We start from the raw sequence: 24,454 nt of genomic DNA, 5'->3' as shown, positions 1-24,454 counted from the left end.
ACGGTGAGCAGGCACTCGGGCGCCTGGCAGCCTGGTCTGACCCCGCGCTCGCCGTGAGTGGCGGTAGCGACGGTGAGCAGGCACTCGGGCGCCTGGCAGCCTGGTCTGACCCCGCGCTCGCCGTGAGTGGCGGTAGCGACGGTGAGCAGGCACTCGGGCGCCTGGCAGCCTGGTCTGACCCCGCGCTCGCCGTGAGAGGCGGCAGCGACGGCGAGTACGCACCCTGCCGCTTGGCAACCCGGCAAGTCCCCACGCGCGGCCGAAACGCCGGCAGCAAGGACACCGGGTGGTCGGGCTCGGCTATGCGAGCCGCAGCCGTGTCTTCACCGTGGAAGGTGTTCAGCCCTCGAAGGATGATGCGCGACGGCCCGGCGCGAGCCGCTGCGATGCGGGCTCGGGCCGGGCCGGGCCGTTGACGGCGTCGCGGTCAGGCGCGGGGCGGGTCCTGGTCGGCGGGGCCGAAACCGGGGCGCTCGTTGCCGACGATCTGGGTGCGGTCGTCCTCCTGGGAGGCCGGCGGGGCGGAGGACTGCTCCGGGCGCGGGACCACCTGGGTCGGCTCGGCGAAGCCAGGCGGTGCCGGAGGCGGCGGGTACGACGGCGCGCCACTGCTCGGGGCGGCGAAGGAACCGGGGGCGTAGGAACCAGGGCCGTAAGAACCCGGCGCAGCGGAGCCTGGAACGCCCGAGGTCGGGAAGCCCGGACCGGGAACACCGGAGCTGGGCACTCCTGAGCTGGGCACACCGGAGCTGGGCACACCCGAACTCGGCACGCCGCTGGTCGGGGCACCGGGGGCGGGAGCGCCAGAGGTCGGGGGCGGGGTGCCGTAGGTGCTGGGCGCGGGCTGGCCCCACGCCGGTGGCTGCTGGCCGACGGGCGGCTGGCCGTACATGGGGGCCTGCTGGTTCCAGGAGGGCGGCTGGCCGGGCTGCGCCTGAGCGGGCTGGCCGGGGTAGGGCTGGCCCGGGTGCGGCACGGTCGGCTGCCCGGGGTGGAAAGCGCCGGGCTGTCCGTAACCAGGCTCGCCGGGCGAGGGCTGGCCGGGCTGAGGCTGGCCGTAGGCGGGCTGCCCAGGCTGCGGCTGCCCGTAACCAGGCTGGCCGGGCTGCGGCGGCTGCCCGTGACCGGGCTGGCCGGGCTGCGGCGGCTGGCCGTAACCGGGCTGGCCGGGGAACGTGCCGGGCACGCCGTACTGCGGCTGGCCGTAAACGCCGGGCGGTGCCTTCGGCTTGGCCACGTAGAACAGGCCGCGCCAGATGCCGTACATCGCGTAACCCGCCACCGCGAGCAAGCCCAGCCACGCCGCGCGGGCCAGCAGCTCCTGCAAGGCCGTCTGCACGCTGAAACCGGCGATCCGGACCAGGCCCACCAGGAAACCGAAGATCACCCCGAAGAAGGCCGCCGCGGCGTACTCGGCGAGGGCGATGATCGTGATCAGCTTCGCCTTGGGGTGGCGGGGCTCGACCAGCAGCGCGAGAAGCACCGCGGCCAGGGGAAGGAAGATCGTCGGCAGGTTGACGAACTCGTAGAAGCTGCCGGTCGTCCTGGTGAGGAACGTGTCGCCGTCGCCGAACGGGATGAGGTCGAGGACCGACACGAACAACAGGACGGCCGGCACCCCCACCAGCGCCCAGGCTGCGATGTCGCGCAGCGGCCGCAGCAGCTGGAGGACCGAGCGGCTCTCCGGTTGGCTGGTCACGGAGTTCTCCTCGAAGGTGGTCGGTCGGACGGGTCGGCTCATGCTAGTCGTACGGGGCCATTGCCTCCCGTCATCCACAGGTGCGCGAGGATGGCGGCATGCGGATCACGGTCCTTACCGGTGGCATCGGCGGCGCGCGTTTCCTGGCCGGTGTGCGGGCGTACGCGAGAAAGGCCGGCGCCGACGTGACCGCCGTGGTCAACGTGGGTGACGACGTGCGCATGCACGGCCTGCAGATCTGTCCCGACCTGGACAGCGTCATGTACACGCTGGGCGGCGCGCACGACCCGGAACGCGGCTGGGGCCGGGTCGGCGAAACCTGGACGATCAAGGACGAGCTGGCCGCGTACGGCGCCGAGCCCACCTGGTTCGGCCTGGGCGACAAGGACGTGGCCACGCATCTGGTGCGCACCACGATGCTGACCGCCGGATACCCGCTGTCGCAGGTCACCGCCGCGCTGTGCGACCGCTGGCGGCCGGGTGTCACGATGCTGCCGGCCACCGACGACCGCCTCGAGACGCACGTCGTGGTGGACGTGGACGGCGAACGTAAGGCCATCCACTTCCAGGAGTGGTGGGTGCGTTACCGCGGGAACGTGCCGACGCACCGGTTCGTCTTCGTGGGCGCCGACGCCGCCAAGCCGGCCCCGGGCGTACTGGAGGCGATCGGCGGAGCCGACGTGGTGCTCATCGCGCCCAGCAACCCTGTGGTGAGCATCGCGCCGATCCTGGCCGTACCCGGCATCAGGGAGGCCGTGGCGGACGGCCCGGCGCCGGTGGTCGGGGTGTCGCCCATCATCGGAGGCTCGCCGGTCCGCGGGATGGCCGACAAATGCCTGGCCACGGTGGGTGTCGAGGTGACCGCCCAGGGCGTCGGCGCGCTCTACGGGGCGGATCTGCTGGACGGCTGGCTGGTCGACACCACCGATCAGGGAGCCGATGTGCCAGGCGTCACCACCCGTGCGGCGCCGTTGTGGATGACGGACGAGGAAGCCACGGCGAAGATGGTCGAGGAAGCGATCGAACTCTCCGGAAAAGAGTGATCATGGACGGCCTGGAGGTTCTGCCGGTCCGCGGGATCGGCGACGTGACCGCCGGCGACGACCTGGCAACCCTGATCACGACGGCCGCGCCCTGGCTGCGCGACGGCGACGTGCTGGTGGTGACCAGCAAGATCGTGTCGAAGGCGGAGGGGCGCCTGGTCGACGTGCCGGCCGACGGCCCGGAGCGGGAGGCGGCGCGGCAGGAGATCCTGGCCGGGGAGACCCGCCGGGTGGTGGCCCGCCGCGGGCAGACCGCGATCGTGCAGACACATCAGGGCTTCGTGATGGCGGCGGCGGGCATCGACGCCTCGAATGTCGACAAGACGCACCTGGTGCTGCTCCCGGCCGACCCGGACGCGTCGGCGCGGGCACTGCGGGCGGCGCTGCTGGAGCGCGGGCTGCGGGTGGGCGTGATCATCTCGGACACGATGGGCCGCGCCTGGCGGTTGGGCCTCACCGATGTCGCGCTGGGCGCCGCGGGGATCGCTCCGCTGCGCGACCACAAGGGCGAGATCGATCCGTACGGCAATGAGCTCCAGCTGACCGAGATGGCCGTGATCGACGAGCTGGCGGCCGCCGGTGAGCTGGTCAAGGGCAAGTGCGACGGGGTGCCGGTGGCGGTGGTGCGCGGCTACCCGGGCGCGGGCGAGACGGAGACGCCGGGCGCGGTGGTGCTGCTGCGCGACGCGGAGAGCGACATGTTCTCGCTGGGCACTGCCGAGGCCCGCGCCGAGGGCCTCCGGGCAGCGGCGACGCTCCCCGACGCCGGGGTGATGCAGATCGGTGCTCAGAGCGGCAACGGCACGGACGCGTCGCGGCGTGACGCTGTGGTGATGCGTATAGGTGCTCAGAGCAAAGCGGCGCTGGACACCGTCGCGGCGGCGCTCTCGGCGGGGACCGCGGTCCTGGTGAGCGACGAGGGCCTGCTGCTCACGCACGCGGATCGGTCGCCCGCCGGGTGGGTTGCGCTCGGCGTCGACACCCATCGGGTACGCGCCGCGCTCGCCGCCGAGGGCCTGGCATCGAGCGTCCGCACCGATGACGACGGCGTTCTGATCACCCTCGCCGCTGCCGGTTAGCGACGCATCCCCCACAATCAGTGGTCATGACTGATCACGAACGCGATCACGACCTAGTCGTCTACGGCGCCACCGGGTTCGCCGGCGCGCTGGTCGCCGCCTACCTGGCCGACCACGCCCCGGCCGGGGTGCGGGTCGCGCTGGCCGGGCGGTCGCGGGACAAGCTGGAGAAGCTCCGCGGCCGGCTGGGCGTGGACTGGCCGCTGATCGTCGCGGACGCCGGCGACGAGATCGCGATGGCGAAGCTGGCCGCCGCCGCGCAGGTCGTGGTGACGACCGTGGGCCCGTACCTCAGACATGGCCGGACCCTGGTCCGGGCGTGCGCCGCGGCAGGGACCGACTATGCCGACCTGACCGGCGAGGTCGTCTTCCACCGGCAGAGCATCGACGAGAACGACGAGATGGCCCGCTCCACCGGCGCCCGGATCGTGCACTCGTGCGGCTTCGACTCGATCCCCTCGGACCTGTCCGTGCACGTGCTGCACAAGCTGGTCACCGAGGAGGGCGCCGGCAAGCTCGCGGACACCACGCTGGTGGTGACCAGCCTCAAGGGCGGGTTCAGCGGCGGCACCATCGACACCATCCGCAACCTGGTCGACGTGCTGAAGGACGATCGGGACCTGCGTCGGGCGGCGGCCAGCCCGTACGCGCTGAGCCCGGACCGCAAGGCCGAGCCGGAGCTGGGCCGGCAGGACGACATGGTGTCGATGCCGGGCCACGCGGTGGACCGGACGTTGCGCGGTCACCTGGGGCCGTTCCTGATGGCCTCCTACAACTCGCGGATCGTGCGGCGCAGCAACGCGTTGCGCAAGTGGGCGTACGGCCGCACCTTCCGCTACCGCGAGACACAGAGCGCCGGCACGTCGCCGGTGTCGCCGCTGATCGCCGCCGGGGTGAAGGTGGGGCTGGGCGCGGTGCTCGCCGGGCTGGCGATGCCACCGACCCGGTTCCTGCTCGACCGGGTGCTGCCCAAGCCGGGCACCGGGCCGGACGAGAAGACCCAGCGCAACGGGCACTTCACGATGGACGTCTTCACCACGACCACGTCCGGCGCGCGCTACAAGGCCCGCTTCCGGGCCAAGGGCGATCCGGGGTACGCGGCCACCGCGCTCATGCTCGGGGAGTCGGCCCTCACGCTGGTGCTGGACCGCGACAAGCTGCCCGACGTGGAGGGCGGCGTGCTCACCCCGTCGACCGGCCTGGGCGACGCGCTGGTGGACCGGCTGCGTGCGGCGGGCGTCGAGATCTCCGCGAAGAAGCTGCCGTGACCGCCCTCCACGACGACGCCGTGCGCGTGCTGACCGGCTGGGTGGCGACGTCCGCCGAGGCGGAGAAGGCCCGGCTGCGGACCCTCGACCTGTTGGCCGCGGGGCCGGTCGCGATGACCCGGGAGCACGCTCCCGGCCATGTCACGGCCAGCACGATGATCGCCCGTCCGGACGGCCGTCTGCTGCTCTGCCTGCACGGCCGGCTGAACATGTGGATGCAGGTGGGCGGGCACTGCGAGCCGGGCGACGTGTCCCTGGTGGCGGCGGCCGCCCGGGAGGCCCGCGAGGAGTCCGGGATCGCCGGACTGGACTTCGACCCGGTCCCGATCGACCTGCACATCCACCCCGTGCCGTGCAAACCCTCAGGGCAGACCCATCACTTCGACGTACGCTTCCTGGCCGTCGCCCCGGCCGACGCGGTCGAGCTGGTCAGTGACGAGTCGGCGGCTCTCGGCTGGTTCCGGCCCGATGCGCTGCCGGAGCCGCTGGCCGACGGTGTCACCGGTCAGATCGGTCCGGCTATGGCCCGTTTGCGAAGTGGCGGGTGACACCTTTCCGGCAGGGGACGGTTGTGGAGATCGCGACCTAGGCTGCATTGGTGACTGAGGCTAGTGTTCGCCGGGCGTTGCGCCGGGCCGCTGACGGCAAGGCCATCGACGCCGGCGAGGCGGAGGCGTTGCTGTCCGCCGAGGGAGAGCTGTTCGACCAGCTGCTGGCGATCGCCGGCGGCGTCCGGGACGCGGGCCTGCGCGAGGCGGGGCGTCCGGGCGTGGTCACGTACTCCAAGAAGGTCTTCATCCCGCTGACCAGGCTGTGCCGCGATCGATGTCACTACTGCACGTTCGCGACCGTGCCGCACCGCCTGCCCGCCGCGTTCCTGGAGCGCGACGAGGTGCTGGCGATCGCGCGGGAGGGCGCCGCGCAGGGCTGCAAGGAGGCGCTCTTCACGCTGGGCGACCGGCCCGAGGAGCGGTGGGACTCGGCCCGGCAGTGGCTGGACGAGCGCGGCTACGACTCCACCCTGGACTACGTGCGGGCGTCCGCGATCGCCGTGCTCGAGGAGACCGGTCTGCTCCCGCACCTCAACCCGGGCGTGATGAGCTGGGCCGACCTGCAGCGCCTCAAGCCGGTCGCGCCGAGCATGGGCATGATGCTGGAGACGACGGCCACCCGCCTCTGGTCGGAGAAGGGTCAGCCGCACTACGGCTCGCCCGACAAGGAGCCTGCGGTGCGGCTGCGCGTGCTGGACGACGCCGGCCGGGTGGGCGTGCCGTTCACCACCGGCATCCTGATCGGCATCGGCGAGACCATCGCGGAGCGGGCCGACGCCATCTTCGCGATGCGCCGGACGTCCCGGGAGTACGGGCACATCCAAGAGGTCATCATCCAGAACTTCCGGGCGAAACCGGACACGGCGATGCGCGGTATGCCCGACGCCGAGTTGCGCGAGCTGGCCGCGACGGTGGCGACGGCGCGGATCATCATGGGACCGCGCGCCCGGATCCAGGCGCCGCCGAACCTGATCGACGCGGAGTTCGACCTGTTGCTGCGGGCCGGGATCGACGACTGGGGCGGCGTCTCGCCGGTGACGCCCGATCACGTCAATCCGGAGCGTCCGTGGCCGGCGATCGACCACCTGCGGGAGCTTTCCGAGAAGTCCGGGTTCATCCTGCGCGAGCGTCTGACCATCTACCCGGAGTACGTCCGCCGCGGCTCGGAGGGCTGGCTGGATCCGCGGGTCGCCGCGCACGTGGCGGCGCTGGCCGGGCCCGACGGGCTGGCGAACGAGGACGCGATGCCGGTGGGCCTGCCGTGGCAGGAGCCGGATGACGCGTACGGGACCGGCCGGACCGATCTGTTCGCGACGATCGACACCGAGGGCCGTTCCGGCGACCGGCGTAGCGACTTCGACAGCGTCTACGGGGACTGGGACGAGGTGGCCGCGCACATCACGGCGCCGGCCGCCGGGGGGACTCGCTCGGATGTCCTCGCCGGACTCAAGCTGGCCGCCGAGAACCCGGCTGCCCTGCTGCTGGAGGCCAATGAGGACAAGGCCATGGCCCTGTTCAACGCGGAGGGCTCGGCGCTCGACGAGCTGGCCCGCATCGCCGACGACGTGCGCCGCGACGTCAACGGCGACGACATCACCTACGTGGTGAACCGGAACATCAACTTCTCCAACGTCTGCTACGTGGGCTGCCGGTTCTGCGCGTTCGCCCAGCGTGAGCGTGACGCCGACGCCTATCGGCTGTCCGTGGACCAGGTCGCCGACCGGGCCGAGGAGGCATGGCGGGACGGCGCCTCCGAGGTCTGCATGCAGGGCGGCATCGACCCCAAAATGCCGATCACCGCGTACGCCGACCTGGTGCGCGCCGTGAAGCAGCGGGTGCCGGGGATGCACGTTCACGCGTACTCGCCGATGGAGATCGTGACCGGCGCGGCCAAGGCCGGTGTCCCGGTGCGCGAGTGGCTGACCCAGCTGAAGGAGGCCGGGCTGGACACCATCCCGGGCACCGCGGCGGAGATCCTGGACGACGAGGTCCGCTGGGTGCTGACCAAGGGCAAGCTGCCCGCGGCGGCCTGGATCGACGTCGTGTCCACCGCGCATCAGCTGGGCATCCGGTCCAGCTCGACGATGATGTACGGCCACGTCGACCACCCGCGGCAGTGGCTGGGTCACTTCCGGGTGCTGTCCCGCATCCAGGACGAGACGGGCGGCTTCACCGAGTTCGTGGCATTGCCGTTCATCCACACGAACGCACCGATCTACCTGGCCGGCATCGCCCGCCCCGGCGCGAACCCGCGGGAGAACAGGGTGGTGCACGCGATGGCCCGGCTCCTGCTGCACGGCCGGATCAGCAACATCCAGACCTCCTGGGTGAAGCTCGGCGACGACGGCACCCGGCAGATGCTCAACGGCGGATGCAACGATCTGGGCGGCACCTTGATGGAGGAGACAATCTCCCGGATGGCCGGCTCGGAGCACGGTTCCGCAAGGACTGTCGCCCAATTGAAGGAGCTGGCGGCGTCGGTTGGTCGCCCGGCCGTGGAACGAACGACGGTGTACGGGCGACGCTAAGTTACAAATCGGGTAAAATCGGACGTGACGCGCCGCGTCGGCGTTACCAAGGCGCGGCTCTGACAGATAGGGCTGGAACGGGACCACGAGGTGTCCGGACACCTCGGGGAAACGGGCCTATTTATCAGGTTCGGCTTGACGACGCACGCATTACACGCGTGTAATTTCGGGTGGGGTTGCGGGGAGGGCGGGCACGTGGCCGCGTCCAGCCCGCAAGAACACGCCGCGTGCGTGGGGGGTCGCGCTGGGTTGAAACCTGGCGCATGAATTGGAGGCACGCCGATGGAAGCGCAGGTGGAAGGGGTCGACCTGCTCGGGGACGCACCCGAATGGCAGGAGCGAGCACTGTGCTCGCAGACCGATCCGGAGGCTTTCTTCCCGGAGAAGGGCGGCTCGACCCGCGAGGCGAAGCGGATCTGCGGTCGCTGCGATGTCAAAGGCGAGTGCCTCGAGTACGCACTGGGGCACGACGAGCGCTTCGGCATCTGGGGCGGGCTCTCCGAGCGGGAACGCCGCAAACTGAAGCGCCGGGTGGCCTGACCGTCAGGCCAGCTCGTCCGGATCGACGCCGAGCAGGTTGGCGACCTGCTCGATGATCACATCGTGCACGAGGTCGGCGAGGTCCTCACGGTCCATCGCCCGGAACTCCAGCGGACGCCGGTACAGGACGATCCGCGGCGGCAGCTCCTGGCGACCGGGCCGGCCCGGCAGCAACCGGGCCAACGGGACCTCGCCGTCCTCCAGCACATCGGAGTCGTAGACGTTCAGGTCGGGCGGGACGTCCTCGACCGCGAACTCGACACCGGCCAGCTCCTTGGCGTAACGCCGCTCGAGCGCCTCGACCGTGTCCAGGACCAGGTCGTCGAAGATCTCCGCCTTGGTGCGGGCCAGCGGCACGGTGGCGGGCACGAGCCTGCCCCGCAGACCGCGGCCGTGCCGGTCGCGGCGGGCGGGTCGCCCCGGCCCGGCGGAGCGCGCCGCACGACCCGGCTCGGCGGTCCGGTGGCGGTCGGGGCTCGTAGTCACGTGTGAACTGTAGTCCGGTCGACCCCGATCAAGTGCTCTGCCAGGTCGCACGGAGTTTCGCCGCGGCGACTTCACGACGAATTAGCCTATATGGGACGGCGTGTCGTCGGGTCATGGCCGAATCGTGATGCATGGTGGTACGGCGTGTCGCGGCCCCGCGCGCTTGCGGGGAGATAACGTGCCGCCGTGAGGTCCCCACGGCGCTGCTCCCGAAACGGCTGTCCTCGACAGGCGGTCGCCACACTGACCTACGTCTACAACGATTCCACCGCCGTGGTCGGCCCCCTCGCGGCCTTCGCCGAACCCCACACGTACGACCTCTGCGAACCCCACGCACGCAGCCTCACCGCCCCCCGCGGCTGGGAACTCGTCCGCCACGATGGCGAGTTCGCCCTGCCGGAGCCCACCACCGACGACCTCGTCGCCCTCGCCGACGCCGTCCGCGAGGCCGCCCGCCCGGCCCCTCCGCCCCGCCCCGACCAGCACGACCACGTGCCCGGCCACCAGACCGGCCGGCGCGGCCACCTGCGCGTCATCCCGCCCGCCTAGACCCGCTTCTCCGGCCTTTCCCACACCCCCCGGGCAAGGCCGGCGTCGGAGTCGAGCGCCCGCGGATCGGCGGCGTGCGCTCCCGTGCCGGCCGAATGACTGCGGCTTGCCCGGCCTGCGCTCCCCGGGCGGCGTCGAGGGCCCGCGTTCTCCGGGCCGTGTCGAGGGCTTGCGCTCCCCGGCGGCGTCGGATGCTTGCGCGCCTTGCTCCGGCCTCAAGATCGGCCGGCCGCTGACAATCGGATCAGGTCGCGGCGGCACGCCACGATCAGGTCGCCGTCCGGTGTCCACGCGCACGCGGTAGCCGGATAGGGCAACTCGATCGCGTCCGTGACCAGACCGGAGTCCGGGTCGAAGAGCGACAGTGAGCAATCGTCCCGGGCGACCGCGACGGAACGGTCGGCACAGGCGATCGCGGTGATCCGGGCGTCGTTGTCCTCGTCCAGCCTGATCGTCTCGCCGGTGGTCAGGTCGCGGACCCGGGTGGCCTCATCCAGCGCGACCACCACCCGGTCGTCGCCGCACCACCCGACCACCCGCTCACCGAAGGCGGCCGAATCCGTCGCCGCGGTCGGGATCGGCTTCCCGGTGATCAGATCCCAGAGCTGGAACGGACTCGGGAAACGGCTCACCGCGGCCCGGTCACCACGGATCGCGACGCCGCTCGCGTGGTGGTCCCCCGGAAACACCTCGATGCGCGACCCGGTCACCAGGTCGATGCGGGCGATGGTCTGATCGCAGCCCGCGGTGAACACGCTCGTCCCGTACGGGGCGATCACCCGCACCTCGCCGCTGTGCTCGGCCGGGATCGCCCGATCGGCACCGAACCGGCCCGCGGCAATCGCGGGGTCCGCCACCCAGCGATACAGAAGGTCGTCGGGGGAGCCGTTCACATCGCCGCCACCGGCCAGCACCTCGATCCGCCCACCCACGCCGACGGCGACGATCACTCGAACCGGCCCACGAAGCCGGCCAACCGCCGAGCCATGCCCGCCGGGCGTTGTGCCGTGCCCGCCGAGCGTTGGGCCGTGCTCCCTGATGGCCGGGCCGTGCCTGCTGGGCGTTGAGCCGTGCTCGCTGGGCGTTGAGCCGCGTCCGCTGATGCCCGGGCCCGGGGAGCCGTCGGTCACCGACCACGTGGTCACGGTGCCGTCCGATCCGCCGGCGATCACCCAGCCGTCCGGGCTCAGCGCGAGGGCCGTGATCGTGCTGGTCGCGCCGTGCCCGGTGGGCCGCAGGGCCGCGCCTACCGACCACAGGCTCACCGCGCAGTCCTCAGCCGACGCCGTGATCAGCTCGCCCGGGCCGCCGGCGCAAATCCCGGCCCAGCCGGTGGGCCCGACCAGGGGAGGTCCGGCAGCGCGGTTCGCCTCGACGTCCCAGAGCACGACGGCCTCGGCGTCGGCGACCGCGAGCAGACGGCGCCCGTCCGTCGTGACAACTCCGGCAAGATGCGTGGCCGAACTGCTCCGAGGCACGCCCAACACGCCGCGCCCAGCGATCTCCACGGTGCCGTCCATGTCCAGCGGCGCCGATTCCACGGTGTCGTGCATGTCCAGCGGCGCGGATTCCACGGTGTCGTGCATGTCCAGCGGCGCGGACTCCACGGTGCCGTCCGTGCCCAGCGGCGCGAGCTCCACCGTCCCGTCCATGCCGAGCACCGCGAGCAGGTCGGGCGCGTCCGGCCAGGTGGCGACGGCGCGCGCACGGCCGCTGATCGGAGGTGCCGGCAAGGGGTCGCCGGTGGCGAGATCCCAGGCGTGCAGGGAGTCGCCCGCGGCGACGACTGCGAGACGGCCCCGACACTCCAGGACCGCCACCGCGTTGAGGCGGTCGGCGCCGGCGTCGAATTCGCGTACCGAAGAAGGGTCTGTCAGGTCGATCAGCCGGACCTTGCCGCCCAGATCGGCCGTGACCAGCGCGGGCGCACCCTCGACGCCCGCGATGGCCAGGCCCTGGGCGATCTCCTTGGCGGCCGGCAGCGGCGAAACCGTGCCGGTAGACAGGTCGACCATCCGAGGCGTGTCACTCCAGCCGCACACGACCGCAACCGGTCGCCCGGCCAGCGAAGTCACGACCAGCGAATCGCCTCCGACGTCGGGCACGACCCGCAGCAGCTCACCGGTGCCGGAATGCCAGATCTGCAGGACGTCGTCGACGGAGGAATCGGTGGTGGTCACCCAGACCCGGACGCCGTCCACGGTCGCGGCCGCCACCGCGACCGTGGAGGCCGTCCGGAAAGTCCGGAGCAGGCGCGGGTCGTCGTCACCCGCCGTCGTCCACCGCGTCAACATGCGAGGACCCTAGCGCCGGGCCCCGACAAAAAGATCCGCTAAGCCCGGGCGGCGAGCTCCGCGATCTCCTCCTCCGACAACAGCCGGCTGCGGATCAGGAACCGCACCCCCTCAGGCGCCTCCAGCGAAAACCCGGACCCACGCCCCCGGACCACGTCAACCGTGAGGTGGGTGTGCTTCCAGAGTTCGAACTGCGACTTCGACATCCAGAACGTGACCGGCTCGTCGACGCCGTCGATCTCGAGGGATTCCAGGAGTACGTCCGACGCCCCGGTGCGGAACTCGCCCTCGAGGTAGCACATCGGGGAGCTGCCGTCGCAGCAGCCGCCGGACTGGTGGAACATCAGGGGTCCGTGTTGCACCCGCAGCGACCGCATGAGGTCGGCCGCCGCGGGTGTCACGTCAACTCGGGTCACGGGCATGATCTAGAAGAACCCGAGCGCCTTGGGCGAGTACGACACCAGCAGGTTCTTGGTCTGCTGGTAGTGGTCGAGCATCATCTTGTGGTTCTCGCGGCCGATGCCGGACTGCTTGTACCCGCCGAATGCGGCGTGCGCGGGGTAGGCGTGGTAGCAGTTCGTCCACACCCGACCGGCCTTGATGTTGCGTCCGGCGCGGTAGGCGGTGCTGCCGTCGCGGGTCCACACGCCGGCGCCGAGGCCGTACAGCGTGTCGTTGGCGATCTTGATGGCGTCGGCGTAGTCGGAGAACGAGGCCACCGACACGACCGGCCCGAAGATCTCCTCCTGGAAGATCCGCATCGAGTTGCTGCCCTCGAAGATCGTCGGCTGGACGTAGTAGCCGCCGGCCAGGTCGCCGCCGAGGTCCGCGCGGTTGCCGCCGGCCAGTACCTTGGCGCCCTCCTGACGGCCGATGTCCAGGTAGGACAGGATCTTCTCGAGCTGGTCGTTGGAGGCCTGCGCGCCGACCTGGGTGTCGGTGTCCAGCGGGTTGCCCTGCTTGAGGTTCTCCACCCGCTTCACGCCGGCGGCCAGGAAGTCGCTGTAGTGGCCCTGCTGGATCAGCGCGCGCGACGGGCAGGTGCAGACCTCGCCCTGGTTGAGCGCGAACATCGCGAAGCCTTCGAGCGCCTTGTCGAAGAAGTCGTCGCCGGCCGACGAGACGTCGTCGAAGAAGATGTTCGGGCTCTTGCCGCCGAGTTCCAGCGTGACCGGGATCAGGTTCTCCGAGGCGTACTGCATGATCAGGCGCCCGGTGGTGGTCTCGCCGGTGAAGGCGACCTTGGCGACCCGGCTGGACGATGCGAGCGGCTTGCCGGCCTCGACGCCGAAGCCGTTGACGATGTTCAGCACCCCGGCCGGGATCAGGTCGCCGATCAGCGAGATCAGGTAGTGGATCGAGGCGGGGGTCTGCTCGGCGGGCTTGAGCACGACGGCGTTGCCGGCGGCCAGGGCGGGGGCGAGCTTCCATACGGCCATCAGGATCGGGAAGTTCCACGGGATGATCTGGGCGACCACACCGAGCGGCTCGTGGAAGTGGTAGGCGACGGTGTCGTCGTCGATCTCCGCGAGCGAGCCTTCCTGGGCGCGGATGGCGCCGGCGAAGTAGCGGAAGTGGTCGATCGCCAGGGGGATGTCGGCGGCCAGGGTCTCGCGGACCGGTTTGCCGTTCTCCCAGGCTTCGGCGACCGCGATCTTCTCGAGGTTCGCCTCCATCCGGTCGGCGATCTTGTTGAGGATGTTGGCGCGTTCGGCGGGCGAGGTGCGGCCCCATGCGTCGGCCGCGCCGTGCGCCGCGTCCAGGGCCCGTTCGACGTCGTCGGCGGTGCCGCGGGCGATCTCGCAGAAGGTCTGGCCGTTGACCGGCGAGGGGTTCTCGAAGTATTGGCCCTTCACCGGCGGGACGTACTCGCCGCCGATGTAGTGGTCGTAGCGGCTCTCGTAGTTGACGATCGCGCCGTCGGTTCCGGGCGGGGAGTAGATGGTCATGCTGTCGCCTCCGTTGGGTCAGCGGATGAGGCGACGTTAGTTACGGCAACGTTGCAAGGACGTTGCAAACCCAAGGTCAAGACCGTTTCACGGTACGAGCCGTCGAAGCTGCCCGTGGTTTCAGCGGGCCGCCGTCGTGGTCAGGGCCGCACGCCGCTTCCGGCCCGGATGCCGAACTCGGCCGCCAGCTGACCGATCCGGTTCAGCGCCGTCGTCCGGGCCGGCGACCGGGCCGGCAGCAGGGCGGCGTACATCTCCCACATCTGCAGGTCGTCGGCGCCCCACGAGGACCGCACCCAGGCCTCCAGGAGGGTGTGGTCGGCCCGCCGGAGCAGAGCGTCGCGCAGGCGGGCGTCGAGTTCCCGGCGCAGCCGGCTCACGCCCGGGGCGTCCGAGGACGGGAGCAGCGGACCGGCGTATTCCGCCAGGGCCTCGGTCACCCGGCCGGCGTCGAGGTGGTCGGTGACCGTGCGGAAGTCGGCGCTCAGGTCGGCGCGCAGCCGGTAGGGACGCGAGTCGAGCAGTTCCGGCCCGAGGATGCGGCGCAGCCGGGACAGCTCGGCGCGGACCGTGACCGGGTTCAGGTCGTCGTGGTAGAGGTCGAGGCCCAGCTGGTCTCCGGTGCGCCCCTCCGGATGCGTCAGCAGCAGGATCAGCAGCTCCGAGTGCCGGCGACCGAGCCTGACCCGCTTCTGACCCAGCGTGACCAGGGCCTCGTCGCGACCCAGCACCGCCACCGAGGGCGTGACCGTGTCGGCGGGGCGGTGGGTGGACAGGAAGGCCTCGGCGGCCAGGGCGGTGGCGCGTACCAGAGCAAGGCTGTGGGGGTTGGCGAGATGGTCGCCGCCGGTCACGTCGATGGCGCCGAGCAACCGGCCGGTGGCGGGATCGTGGATGGGGGCGGCCGCACAGGTCCAGCGCTGCACGGTACGGCTGAAGTGCTCGGTGGCGAAGATCTGCAACGGGTGATCGACGGCCAGCGCGGTGCCGGGGGCGTTGGTGCCGGCGTGGGCCTCGTCCCAGCGGGCGCCCGGCACGAAGTTCATCGCGTCGGCGGCACGCAACACCGTCGAGGTGCCCTCCACCCAGAGCAGCCGCCCGTGCGCGTCGCAGACCGCCATCAGGTGCTCGCCGTCCTCGGCCAGCCCGCCGAGCAGATCCCGGAAGATCGGCAGCACCCGGGACAGCGGGTGCGCCGCCCGGTAGGCCTCCAGATCCCCGTCGGCGATCTCGATCGGCGCGGTGCTGTCCGGGGTGATCGCATGCGCCGACCGCTTCCACGAGTCAGCCACCACGCTGCGAATAGCCGCCGGGCCGCCGATCTGATGATCGCCTGTGACGAACCGCTCGTGAGCACGCCCGACCTGCCGGATCCGCTCAGCGGGATCGGCGCCGCGATCGAGGGCGAGCCACGGGTTGGACATGCCCCCATCGTGACCCGCATCACGCGGTTGGACAACTGTGCTTGATGGTCGTCGCTCCGCTCCTCCGGGTGGTCGCCCCCCATGAAGCCGATGAGATGGCCCGGTTTTCCGACGCCCGCAAAACCCGCGGGAGTCGGAAAACCGGGCCATCTCATCGACGGGGCAACCACCGGGACGGGCCCCGCCATCTGAAAACGCGGGACGGTGGACCGCCCCGCGCAAACTAGCCTCTGGCAGATGGAGTGGCCGAGAAACCCGGATGAGGCGTTTGCGATTCAGGATGAATTGCGCCTGAAACTGCTCGATGGGCCGGTCCCGGCCGAGCCGTTGACGTTCGCCGGGGTGGACGTCGCCTACGGGGAGGATCGGCTGGCCGCCGCGGTGGTGGTGCTGGGGGCGGACCTGTCCGTGCGGGAGACGGCCGTGGCGGTCGGCGAGCCGGCCTTCCCCTACGTGCCGGGGCTGTTCGCGTTTCGCGAGCTTCCCGCCGTACTCGAAGCATTTGAGGGGTTGGAAGACAAGCCGGACGTGATCGTCTGCGACGGGCAGGGCCGGGCCCACCCGCGACGCTTCGGGCTCGCCTGCCACCTCGGGGTGCTGCTCGACCTGCCCACCTTCGGCGTCGGCAAGACCCGCCTGGTCGGTGAGGCGGACGAGCCGGGGGAGAAGCGCGGCGAGCGGACGGCGCTGATCGACCGTGGCGAGGAGGTGGGCGCGCTGCTGCGCACCCGGGACGGCGTCAAACCGGTGTACGTCTCCGCGGGCCACCGGATGGACCTGGCCACGGCCTGCGCGCTGACGCTGCGGCTGACCCCGCGTTACCGCCTGCCCGAGACCACCCGCGCCGCCGACCACACCTGCCGCGCCGCCCTCGCGCAGGTTCACCGTGGCGGCTGAGCACGCTGAGCCACCACTTGTAACGAGGCCGAGACCAGCACGCTGCGCAGTTGCGGCCTTTCCGCTACCTCTGCTCCGATAGTCTCGCGACAGGATCCCCAGGGCTGAGGAGCGAGCATTGTCTGATCTGTCGCAGATCGTCAAGGCGTACGACGTTCGAGGCGTCGTCCCCGACCAGTTCGACGAGGCGGCGGCCCGGGCGCTGGGCATCGCGTTCATCGAGATGCTGCGGGAGTCCGGCGACGACGCGGACCGGATCGTGATCGCCCACGACATGCGGGCCACCGGTCCCGCCCTGGCGTCGGCCTTCGCCCGGGGCGCCAACGCGGCCGGCGCCGCCGTCGTGCACACCGGCCTGGGCTCCACCGATCAGCTCTACTACGCGTCCGGCACCCTCGGCCTGCCCGGCGCGATGTTCACCGCCAGCCACAACCCGGCTCAGTACAACGGCATCAAGATGTGCCGGGCCGGCGCCCGCGCGATCGGCCAGGACAGCGGCCTGGCCGTGGTCCGCCGCCACGCCGAGGAACTGCTCGACGACCTCGGCCAGGTCGCCGACGGCCCGCAGCTGGTGGAACACCGGGACATGCTGGCCGACTACGCCGCGCACCTGCGCAAGCTGGTCGACCTCTCCGGCATCCGCCCGCTCAAGGTGATCGTGGACGCCGGCAACGGCATGGGCGGGCACACCGTCCCGGCCGTGCTCGGCGACCAGGTGCTGCCGGCGCTGCCACTGGAGATCGTGCCGCTCTACTTCGAGCTGGACGGCTCGTTCCCCAACCACGAGGCCAACCCGCTGGATCCGGCCAACCTGGTCGACCTGCAGGCGGCCGTGCGCGCCCAGGGCGCCGACATCGGCCTGGCCTTCGACGGCGACGCCGACCGCTGCTTCGTGATCGACGAGAACGGCGACCCGGTGTCACCTTCCGCGATCACCGCGCTGGTCGCCAAGCGTGAGCTGGCCAAATTCCCGGGCAGCACGATCATCCACAACCTGATCACCTCGTCCGCGGTGCCGGAGATCATCATCGAGAACGGCGGCAAGCCACTGCGTACCCGGGTCGGGCACTCGATCATCAAGGCCGAGATGGCGCGCACCAACGCGGTCTTCGGCGGCGAGCACTCCGCGCACTACTACTTCCGGGACTTCTGGTTCGCCGACACCGGCATGCTGGCCGCCCTGCATGTGCTGGCCGCGCTGGGCGGGCAGGACCAGCCGCTGTCCGAGTTCGCCGCCGAGTTCGAGCGGTACAGCGCCTCCGGCGAGATCAACTCCACGGTCGAGGACGCCAAGGCCAGGACCGCCGCGGTACGCGCGGCGTACCCGAAAGCCGTCTTCGACGAGCTGGACGGGCTGACCGCGACGCTGCCCGACGGCTCCTGGTTCAACCTGCGGGCCTCGAACACCGAGCCGCTGCTGCGGCTCAATGTGGAGGCGCACAAGCCGGATCGCATGGCAGCCCTCCGCGACGAGGTGCTCGCCATCGTGCGAGGTTAGGATCAGCAGGTTTGGACCTGACCGCCACGCCGCAAGGGAGCCTGTTTCCGTGGCCCTCGACCCGCAGTTGCTGGACATTCTGGCGTGCCCGGACACGCATCACGCGCCACTGACCCATGACGAGCAGGCGCAGACGCTGACCTGCACCGAGTGCGGCCGCGTCTTCGAGATCCGGGACGACATCCCGATCCTGCTCCTCGACGAGGCTCGCTGATGGCGGGCCCGCTGGAGCGGTCGTCCGGTGTCGCCGGTCACCGTCATGTCAACGAGTCGCTGCTCGACGACGAGTCGGCGATGCTCGACAACGACCCGGGCGGCATGCTGCGGGCGACCGCGTCGGCCGGCGCCCAGGTGCGCGAGGCGGCCGCGCTGGCCGCCGAGACCGACCTGAGCGGGCTCGTCGACGAGGGCCGCCCCCGTGCGGTCGTTGTCGCCGGCATCGGCACGGCCGGCCTGACCGGCAACATCCTGTCCACCGTCGCCGGGCCGCGCTGCCCGGTGCCGATCGTCGGGCACCGCAGCTCCGCGCTGCCCGGCTGGGTCGGCGCCGCCGACGTGGTCATCGCCGTCTCCGGCAGTGGCCGCAGCCCCGAGGCGCTGGCCGCCGCGGACGCCGCCCACCGCCGCGGCGCCCGCCTGGTCGCGATCGGCAACCCCGACTCCGAGCTGCAGGCCATGGCCGAGCGGGCCCGGGCGCCGTTCATCCCGGTGCCCCGCCGCGCGCCCGCCCGGGCCAGCCTGTGGGGGCTCACCATCCCGGTGCTGTTCGCCGCGCGCAGCCTCGGCCTGGTCAAGGTCAACGAGGCGGACGTGGCGGAGACCGCGACCCGGCTGGACGCCGACGCCGAGCGTTCCCGCCCCGGCGCCGAGTCGTTCGTCAACCCGGCCAAGGCGCTGGCCCTCGGCCTGGCCGGTTCGGTGCCGGTCATCTGGGGCTCGTCCCCGCTGGCCACGGTCGCGGCCCGCCGGTTCGCCGACACCCTCGCCGCCAACGCGCGCTACCCGGTCATGGCCGGGTCGCTGGGCGAGGCCGGTCGCGGCCGGGTCGGTCTGCTCGACGGCGTCTTCGGCGGCCTCGCCGAGTCGACCCGGGACATCTTCGCCGACCCCGACTCCGAGGACGACGACTCTCCGACGACCCGGCTGCGCCTGGTGATCTTCCGGGACGGCGGGCTCAACCCGGAGGAGGACGCGGACGAGCCGATCGCCGTCGAGGAGCGCCGCGCGGACGCCGTGCAGACCCTCGCCGAACGCCGCGGTGTGCGCTGCGACGTGCTGGTCGCCGAGGGCGGCTCCAGCCTGGAACGCCTCGCCTCGCTGGTCGCGGTGCCCGACTTCGCCTCGCTCTACCTGGCGCTGGCCCACGGACTGGACCCGATGGCGGTCCCGGCGATCGACGAGATGAAGGAACTGAGCAACCCGAAGCCGGAGAGCCGCCCATGAGCTCCGCACACCGACGGTGGACGAGCGCCGATCCGCTGAGCGGAGGTCGGCGATGAGCGCGGGCGGGGGCACCCGGGCGATCATCGCCGCCCTGGCGGCCAACCTGGGCATCGCGGTCACCAAGTTCGTCGCGTGGCTGCTCACCGGCTCGTCGTCGATGCTGGCCGAGTCGATCCACTCGGTCGCCGACTCCGGCAACCAGGCCCTGCTGCTGCTCGGCGGCAAGCGTTCGCAGCGCAAGGCAACCCCCGAGCACCCCTTCGGGTACGGGCGGGACCGTTACATCTACGCGTTCATCGTCTCGATCGTGCTGTTCAGCGTCGGTGGCCTGTTCGCGCTGTACGAGGCGTACCACAAGATTTCGCACCCCGAGCCGATCCACAGCTGGCAGTGGGTTCCGATCGTGGTGCTGGTCATCGCCATCGGCCTGGAGAGCTATTCCTTCCGTACGGCGATCCACGAGTCCAACACCGTCCGCGGCAAGATCACCTGGGTCCAGTTCATCCGCCGGGCCAAGGCCCCCGAGCTGCCGGTCGTGCTCCTGGAGGACGCCGGCGCCCTGATCGGCCTGGTCTTCGCCCTGTTCGGCGTGGTGCTCACCCTGCTCACCGACAACGGCGTCTGGGACGGCGTCGGCACTGCGGCGATCGGCCTGCTGCTGGTCACGATCGCGTTCATCCTGGCCGTCGAGACCAAGAGCCTGCTCCTCGGCGAGGGCGCCACCCCCGAGGACGTCCGCAAGATCGAGCAGGCCGTCCTGGCGGGTGAGGGCGTCGAGCGGATCATCCACATGAAGACCCTCTACCTGGGCCCCGAGGAGCTGCTGGTGGCCGCCAAGATCGCGGTGCCGAGATCGGAGCGCGCCGAGGAGATCGCCACCCACATCAACGAGGTCGAGGCGCGCATCAGGGCGGCCCTCCCGATCGCGCGGGTGATCTACATCGAGCCGGACATCTATCACCCCACGGCCACCAGGCCCGAGGCCGCGGAGGCCCCGGTGACGCAGACCGCGGATTCGGCACCCCAAGCGCACGCGTCATGAGCGGCGTCCACCGGCTGACCGGCGTGATCCGGCCGTACGCCTGGGGCTCGCGCACCTTCCTGGCCGGCCTGCAGGGCCGCCCGACGCCCAGCGACGCCCCCGAGGCCGAGCTGTGGCTGGGCGCGCACCCCGGCGACCCGTCCACGCTCGACGGGCACCACGGTCCGGCCAGCCTGGCCGACGTGATCGAGGCCGACCCGGCCGGGCAGCTGGGTTCGCCGGCCGTCGAGCGGTACGGCCCGCGCCTGCCGTACCTGATGAAGGTCCTGGCCGCGTCGGCGCCGCTGTCGTTGCAGGCGCACCCCGACCTCGCCTACGCACGGCAGGCCTTCGCCGCGCAGGAGGCCGACCCGTCGCTGCCGCGCAACTACACCGACGCCAACCACAAGCCCGAGGTGCTGGTCGCGCTGACCGAGTTCCAGGCGTTGTGCGGCTTCCGGGATCCGTCGGTGTCCGCCGACGTCCTGGAGTCCTTCGGCGTGGCCGCCCTCGCGCCCGTGGTGTCCGCCCTGCGCACCGGCGCCGCCGGCCTCGCCGAGGCCGTGCGGTTGCTGCTCCGGTGGCCGGCGGAGGACCGGGCGTCGCTGGTGGCCGCCGCCGACACACCGCTGGCGCGAAGCCTCGCCAAGCACTACCCGTCGGACCCCGGCGTGCTGGTCGCGCTCCTGCTCAACCACGTCACGCTGGAGCCCGGCCAGGCGATCTGGATGCCGGCCGGCAACCTGCACGCCTACCTCGAGGGCGCCGGCGTGGAGATCATGGCGGCCAGCGACAACGTCCTGCGCGGAGGCCTCACTCCGAAACGCGTGGACGTCGACGAGCTGCTGCGGGTGCTGCGCTTCGAGGTCCTGGACGACCCGATCCTGCCCGCCACCGAACTCTCGCCGGGCGTCACCACCTGGCAGGTGCCGATCGAGGATTTCGCGCTCTACCGCCTCGAGCTGTCCGGCTCCCGCCCACCGACCCCGATCCCGGCCGGCGGCCCGCGAATCATCGTCGGCGTCGAGGGGGACGCCTTCGCGGCCGAGGACCACGGGACGCCGGTCGAGCTCACCCCTGGAACGGCGGCGTTCGCGGCGGCCGACGCGGGCCCGGTGTCGGTGGCCGGGACGGGCACGGTGTTCGTGGCGGCCCCCGCCTAGCGTCCCCCGCCGCCTTGCGGCCTGCCGCCCCTTGCGGCCTGCCGCCTTGCGGCCCGCGCCGCCTTGTGGCCTTCGGCCTTGCGGGCTTCTGCCCGGCCGGTCGCTGCCCGGCCGGGCTCCTGCTCGGCTCCTACTTGGCCCGGCGCCCTCAGTCGGAGAAGGCCTTTCGTTTGCACTTCTGGATCTTGTCGGAGCCGAAGTCGCCGTTCGGGCCGACCTCGGTGAGGCCGAACTGGCCGGTGTCCGGATCGGGCGCGGTCAGCGTGTAGCCGGCGGCCTGGGCGCACCGATACCACTCGCGCTGATTGTCCTTGAACGCCGCGATGTCGGTGCGCAGCTGGTTGTCCTCGTAGGTCTCCGGCTGCTTCGAGAAACAGGCAGCGAGGACGGCATCCTGCTTGACGTCCTTCTCCGTGAAGCCCTTCTGGAACAGCCCGGCGGCGTCCTTGTACTTCGGCCCGCCCTCCTTCACCAGGCAATCGAGCCACGGCTCGAGGATCGTTCGGAGGTCGGCCTCGGTGGCGTCGATCGGCACCACCGGTCGCGCCGCGACGGCCTCCGCCGGGGCGCTCGAGGACGGCGCCGCGCTCTGCAACGTCGCCACCCGGGGCGCTTCGGACTTACCGCTGGTGCAGGCGGTGAGGAGAAGGACGAGACCGGCAGCCACAGCTATCGCTTTCGTGTTGACCATGGGCCGGAACAATCACAGGTCGATGTCAGGTTCTGATGAGTCCGACGTGCCTCGCTTGGCTCGGGAGTCGGTGTCGATCCGAGCGTGCCGATCGGGTTGAAAATAGGAAATTTCCGTATTTGCTTGACAGAGAGTCTTGCGGAGTGTGAAGCTCTAAACACGCAGCGTCATTGGTGATCGGGGGGTCCCACGGACGCGCGCGGTACCAAACCGGGGGGATGAACGGGGCGGCGGGCTTAGGCCTGTCGCCTCGTTCGCTATCCAGCCTCCACCAGCGCCACTGCCGATCATCCCCTCGACGCGGTGGCTGCCGAGCGCGCCATCCGCGACCCAGATGCCGCCGGGGCCTGCCTGTCGACGGCGGCCTGATCCAGATCCATTTCCCATCCGCCGTTGACACTGCCACTCCCGCCCGGATCTACCACCGTCGTGGCGCGGGCGGCGGCAGCGTGGCGAGTGGGCGGTGCGCCGGCCGGGCCTCCGTACTTGACCGTCTATGCCCATTGACGACCCCAGCGAGGGCGAGCCGCAGCGCGGTTGCGATGCGGAGGCGCGGGTGCGTGCGTCGCGGGGCGGGGCGCTTGTGATGCGGAGGCGCGGGTCGTGCGTCGTGGGGCGAGGCGCTTGTGATGCGGGGCGTGCATGTCGGCCGCGGCGGGATGGCCGGCGGGAGTAGGGCTTCGCGCGAAAGGCGCGTTCACGGCCTCGCGCCGCACGCTGGTCGCGGAGTGCGAAGGGGAGCCCGGTGCCTGCGGTTGGGGACTTTGTCGCGCGTAGCCAAAACCGGTTTTGATCTGGTCCGTGCAAACGCGATCTGGCGCGGCCAAGCGATCTGGCGCGGCCAAGCGATCTGGCCCGGCCAAGCGCGATCCGGCCCGGCCAAGCGCGATCCGGCCCGTCTAAGCGATCTAGTCCCAACGCGGGTGATCAGCGGAAAGGCCCCGTCCACGCCGCTGGCCGGGGCCCTCCGAAGAACCGGCGGTTGCCGCCACCGGGCACTGCTTTCGCTTTCATTAAGCACCCGGTCACCTGCTGTCTGCAAGTGCATATGGTGCTATGCAAGTTGCAGAACGTATTCATCCCGGTACGGTGTTCGCGTGGCAAGGCCGACATCAACGGCACGACGGGAACTCGGGGACGAACTGCGCCGCCTGCGGGGGGAACGGCGAGGTGCGTCCGTCGCTCAGTTGCTGGGCTGGTCCGAGTCCAAGTTGAGCCGGATCGAAACCGCTCGCACCGGCATCAGCGAACCGGACCTGGACCGGCTGCTCTCCGCGTACGGCGCGCAGCCGGACATCCGGGACCGGCTGCTGCACCTGGCTCGCCGCGGGCGTGACCGGGTCTGGTGGACACCGTACCGCTCGTCGGTGCCGGCGCCCTACGACGAGTATGTCGCGCTCGAGGCCGAGGCCGTCGCGATGTCCGAGTGGGAGACCCAGATCGTTCCGGGCCTGCTCCAGACCGACGAGTACGCCCGGGCGGTGATCGAGGTCGGCGCCGACATCGGGGATCCTGAAACGATCCAGCGTCGTCTCGCGTTGCGGATGGCCCGGCAGCCCGTGCTGGTCCGGGAGCCGCCGCCGCACCTGACCGTGGTGCTCGACGAGGCGGTGCTGCACCGCGAGGTGGGCGGCCCGGGTGTGCTGAGCCGGCAGTTGCAGCGGCTGTACGAGGCCAGCCGGCGTCCCGGTGTCGAGCTGCTGGTGCTGCCGTTCTCGGCGGGCGCGCACGCCGCCCTGTCCGAGTCGTTCATGATCCTGGACTTCGCCGAGAACTCCCGTGGCCCGGTGGTGCACAGCGAGGGTCTGACCGGCGGTTTCTTCCACCTGAAGCCGGACGAGGTGCAGATTTTCCGGGAGGCGTTCGAGGATGTGCGCACCCGGGCGTTGTCCGCGGAGGCGAGCCGGGAGCTGTTCACCCGTTCGAGCGACGTCCCTCGCTGACCGCTGACTCGTTCTTCAGGATGAGTCGATAGATCTCTGGGGAGGGATGACGTGTCCGACAACAAGCTGGTCTGGCGCAAGAGCAGCCGGTCCGGCGCCGCGGGTCACTGTGTGGAGGTCGCCGAGACGACGGCGACGATCTACGTGCGGGACTCGAAGGACGCCGCCGGGCCGATGCTGCGTTTCGCGGCGCCCGAATGGGCCGCATTCGTCAAGGGTGTACGCGACGGCGAGTTCGACCGTCGATAGGGACCTGCGACCGAGCGGGCGGCACCGGTGATCCGGGGCCGCCCGTTCATTTACGTCACATCCACCCGAGCCACCTTGACGTGCGGGGCCGAGCGATGCCTAAGGTATGGCGAACCTAAGTTAGGAATGCCTTAGCAAA

22 protein-coding genes are annotated in these 24,454 nt (G+C 71.2%); 15 read left to right on the top strand and 7 right to left on the bottom strand.

Annotation, left to right across the window (positions count from 1 at the left end; genetic code table 11):
* Nucleotides 1-427: 427 nt before the first annotated feature.
* The gene (locus tag QSK31_RS41440) at nt 428-1,699 is read right to left on the bottom strand and encodes a hypothetical protein (protein ID WP_285690353.1); all 1,272 of its coding nucleotides are present in this window, start codon (nt 1,697-1,699) and stop codon (nt 428-430) included.
* A 98-nt stretch (nt 1,700-1,797) separates the two neighbouring features.
* Here QSK31_RS41440 and cofD point away from each other — a divergent pair, with 98 nt between their 5' ends.
* The 6 genes from cofD to QSK31_RS41410 all read left to right on the top strand — a co-directional run bounded on the left by cofD (nt 1,798) and on the right by QSK31_RS41410 (nt 8,708).
* Entirely contained in the window at nt 1,798-2,742 is a 945-nt protein-coding gene (cofD, locus tag QSK31_RS41435; RefSeq protein WP_285690352.1) for a 2-phospho-L-lactate transferase, read from the top strand.
* A 2-nt stretch (nt 2,743-2,744) separates the two neighbouring features.
* Nucleotides 2,745-3,821, top strand: coding sequence for a coenzyme F420-0:L-glutamate ligase (locus tag QSK31_RS41430; protein WP_285690351.1), 1,077 nt, complete (start codon nt 2,745-2,747; stop codon nt 3,819-3,821).
* Between the two features lie 26 nt (nt 3,822-3,847).
* Nucleotides 3,848-5,089, top strand: coding sequence for a saccharopine dehydrogenase family protein (locus QSK31_RS41425; RefSeq protein WP_285690350.1), 1,242 nt, complete (start codon nt 3,848-3,850; stop codon nt 5,087-5,089).
* Nucleotides 5,086-5,637: an NUDIX hydrolase gene (locus QSK31_RS41420; protein WP_285690349.1), complete on the top strand. Its 552-nt coding sequence runs from the start codon at nt 5,086-5,088 to the stop codon at nt 5,635-5,637. The genes QSK31_RS41425 and QSK31_RS41420 overlap by 4 nt, the downstream gene beginning before the upstream one ends.
* Nucleotides 5,638-5,684: 47 nt before the next feature.
* Nucleotides 5,685-8,168, top strand: coding sequence for a bifunctional FO biosynthesis protein CofGH (locus QSK31_RS41415; protein ID WP_285690348.1), 2,484 nt, complete (start codon nt 5,685-5,687; stop codon nt 8,166-8,168).
* Nucleotides 8,169-8,450: 282 nt separating this feature from the next.
* Nucleotides 8,451-8,708 carry a WhiB family transcriptional regulator gene (locus QSK31_RS41410; RefSeq protein ID WP_285690347.1) on the top strand — a complete coding sequence of 86 codons (258 nt, stop codon included), beginning with the start codon at nt 8,451-8,453 and terminating at the stop codon, nt 8,706-8,708.
* A gap of 3 nt (nt 8,709-8,711) precedes the next feature.
* On the opposite strand, the gene QSK31_RS41405 is transcribed toward QSK31_RS41410, so the two are convergent.
* Nucleotides 8,712-9,092: a metallopeptidase family protein gene (locus tag QSK31_RS41405; RefSeq protein WP_502873100.1), complete on the bottom strand. Its 381-nt coding sequence runs from the start codon at nt 9,090-9,092 to the stop codon at nt 8,712-8,714.
* A gap of 288 nt (nt 9,093-9,380) precedes the next feature.
* On the opposite strand from QSK31_RS41405, the gene QSK31_RS41400 reads away from it, so the two are divergent.
* A complete protein-coding gene (locus tag QSK31_RS41400; protein ID WP_285690346.1) occupies nt 9,381-9,743 on the top strand; it encodes a DUF3499 domain-containing protein in 363 nt (120 codons plus the stop codon).
* Between the two features lie 215 nt (nt 9,744-9,958).
* Here the strand turns inward: QSK31_RS41400 and QSK31_RS41395 are convergent, their stop codons facing one another.
* The 4 genes from QSK31_RS41395 to QSK31_RS41380 all read right to left on the bottom strand — a co-directional run bounded on the left by QSK31_RS41395 (nt 9,959) and on the right by QSK31_RS41380 (nt 15,410).
* Nucleotides 9,959-12,037 (bottom strand): WD40 repeat domain-containing protein, encoded by a 2,079-nt coding sequence (locus tag QSK31_RS41395; RefSeq protein ID WP_285690345.1) that lies wholly within the window; start codon nt 12,035-12,037, stop codon nt 9,959-9,961.
* Between the two features lie 38 nt (nt 12,038-12,075).
* Nucleotides 12,076-12,414: a DUF779 domain-containing protein gene (locus QSK31_RS41390; RefSeq protein ID WP_502873099.1), complete on the bottom strand. Its 339-nt coding sequence runs from the start codon at nt 12,412-12,414 to the stop codon at nt 12,076-12,078.
* A gap of 48 nt (nt 12,415-12,462) precedes the next feature.
* Nucleotides 12,463-13,986 carry an aldehyde dehydrogenase gene (gene adh, locus QSK31_RS41385; RefSeq protein ID WP_285690343.1) on the bottom strand — a complete coding sequence of 508 codons (1,524 nt, stop codon included), beginning with the start codon at nt 13,984-13,986 and terminating at the stop codon, nt 12,463-12,465.
* A 140-nt stretch (nt 13,987-14,126) separates the two neighbouring features.
* Nucleotides 14,127-15,410, bottom strand: a complete 1,284-nt coding sequence (locus QSK31_RS41380; protein ID WP_285690342.1) for a GAF domain-containing protein — start codon at nt 15,408-15,410, stop codon at nt 14,127-14,129.
* 237 nt (nt 15,411-15,647) lie between these two features.
* Between QSK31_RS41380 and QSK31_RS41375 the strand changes: the two genes are divergently transcribed.
* The 6 genes from QSK31_RS41375 (at nt 15,648) to manA (ending at nt 21,432) form a co-directional block, all read left to right on the top strand.
* Entirely contained in the window at nt 15,648-16,307 is a 660-nt protein-coding gene (locus tag QSK31_RS41375) for an endonuclease V (RefSeq protein ID WP_285690341.1), read from the top strand.
* A 118-nt stretch (nt 16,308-16,425) separates the two neighbouring features.
* Nucleotides 16,426-17,805 (top strand): phosphomannomutase/phosphoglucomutase, encoded by a 1,380-nt coding sequence (locus tag QSK31_RS41370; RefSeq protein ID WP_285690340.1) that lies wholly within the window; start codon nt 16,426-16,428, stop codon nt 17,803-17,805.
* 49 nt (nt 17,806-17,854) lie between these two features.
* Nucleotides 17,855-18,019: a Trm112 family protein gene (locus QSK31_RS41365; protein WP_285690339.1), complete on the top strand. Its 165-nt coding sequence runs from the start codon at nt 17,855-17,857 to the stop codon at nt 18,017-18,019.
* Nucleotides 18,019-19,248: an SIS domain-containing protein gene (locus QSK31_RS41360; protein ID WP_285690337.1), complete on the top strand. Its 1,230-nt coding sequence runs from the start codon at nt 18,019-18,021 to the stop codon at nt 19,246-19,248. Before QSK31_RS41365 ends, QSK31_RS41360 begins: the two co-directional genes overlap by 1 nt.
* A 52-nt stretch (nt 19,249-19,300) precedes the next feature.
* Nucleotides 19,301-20,290: a cation diffusion facilitator family transporter gene (locus tag QSK31_RS41355; protein WP_285690336.1), complete on the top strand. Its 990-nt coding sequence runs from the start codon at nt 19,301-19,303 to the stop codon at nt 20,288-20,290.
* Nucleotides 20,287-21,432 (top strand): mannose-6-phosphate isomerase, class I, encoded by a 1,146-nt coding sequence (gene manA / locus QSK31_RS41350; protein WP_285690335.1) that lies wholly within the window; start codon nt 20,287-20,289, stop codon nt 21,430-21,432. The genes QSK31_RS41355 and manA overlap by 4 nt, the downstream gene beginning before the upstream one ends.
* A 148-nt stretch (nt 21,433-21,580) precedes the next feature.
* Here the strand turns inward: manA and QSK31_RS41345 are convergent, their stop codons facing one another.
* On the bottom strand, nt 21,581-22,099 hold the full coding sequence (locus QSK31_RS41345) for a hypothetical protein (RefSeq protein ID WP_285690334.1): 519 nt from the start codon (nt 22,097-22,099) through the stop codon (nt 21,581-21,583).
* A 1,121-nt stretch (nt 22,100-23,220) separates the two neighbouring features.
* Here QSK31_RS41345 and QSK31_RS41340 point away from each other — a divergent pair.
* Together QSK31_RS41340 and QSK31_RS41335 are read left to right on the top strand one after the other, a co-directional pair.
* Nucleotides 23,221-24,066, top strand: coding sequence for a helix-turn-helix domain-containing protein (locus QSK31_RS41340; RefSeq protein WP_285690333.1), 846 nt, complete (start codon nt 23,221-23,223; stop codon nt 24,064-24,066).
* 51 nt (nt 24,067-24,117) lie between these two features.
* The gene (locus QSK31_RS41335) at nt 24,118-24,315 is read left to right on the top strand and encodes a DUF397 domain-containing protein (RefSeq protein ID WP_285690332.1); all 198 of its coding nucleotides are present in this window, start codon (nt 24,118-24,120) and stop codon (nt 24,313-24,315) included.
* The last annotated feature ends 139 nt before the right edge of the window (nt 24,316-24,454 follow it).

Origin of the sequence: Actinoplanes sp. NBRC 103695 (assembly GCF_030269485.1) — a bacterium.
GTDB lineage: Bacteria > Actinomycetota > Actinomycetes > Mycobacteriales > Micromonosporaceae > Actinoplanes.
Note: the sequence above shows the minus strand (reverse complement) of the source record. Positions and strands in the feature narration are given on the sequence as shown.

Coding starts and splice junctions, on each gene's coding strand:
- QSK31_RS41425 (WP_285690350.1), top strand. CDS start 3,848: ATGACTGATCACGAACGCGATCACGACCTAGTCGTCTACGGCGCCACC.
- QSK31_RS41430 (WP_285690351.1), top strand. CDS start 2,745: ATGGACGGCCTGGAGGTTCTGCCGGTCCGCGGGATCGGCGACGTGACC.
- QSK31_RS41410 (WP_285690347.1), top strand. CDS start 8,451: ATGGAAGCGCAGGTGGAAGGGGTCGACCTGCTCGGGGACGCACCCGAA.
- QSK31_RS41395 (WP_285690345.1), bottom strand. CDS start 12,037: ATGTTGACGCGGTGGACGACGGCGGGTGACGACGACCCGCGCCTGCTC.
- cofD (WP_285690352.1), top strand. CDS start 1,798: ATGCGGATCACGGTCCTTACCGGTGGCATCGGCGGCGCGCGTTTCCTG.
- adh (WP_285690343.1), bottom strand. CDS start 13,986: ATGACCATCTACTCCCCGCCCGGAACCGACGGCGCGATCGTCAACTAC.
- QSK31_RS41360 (WP_285690337.1), top strand. CDS start 18,019: ATGGCGGGCCCGCTGGAGCGGTCGTCCGGTGTCGCCGGTCACCGTCAT.
- manA (WP_285690335.1), top strand. CDS start 20,287: ATGAGCGGCGTCCACCGGCTGACCGGCGTGATCCGGCCGTACGCCTGG.
- QSK31_RS41375 (WP_285690341.1), top strand. CDS start 15,648: ATGGAGTGGCCGAGAAACCCGGATGAGGCGTTTGCGATTCAGGATGAA.
- QSK31_RS41390 (WP_502873099.1), bottom strand. CDS start 12,414: ATGCGGTCGCTGCGGGTGCAACACGGACCCCTGATGTTCCACCAGTCC.
- QSK31_RS41380 (WP_285690342.1), bottom strand. CDS start 15,410: ATGTCCAACCCGTGGCTCGCCCTCGATCGCGGCGCCGATCCCGCTGAG.
- QSK31_RS41355 (WP_285690336.1), top strand. CDS start 19,301: ATGAGCGCGGGCGGGGGCACCCGGGCGATCATCGCCGCCCTGGCGGCC.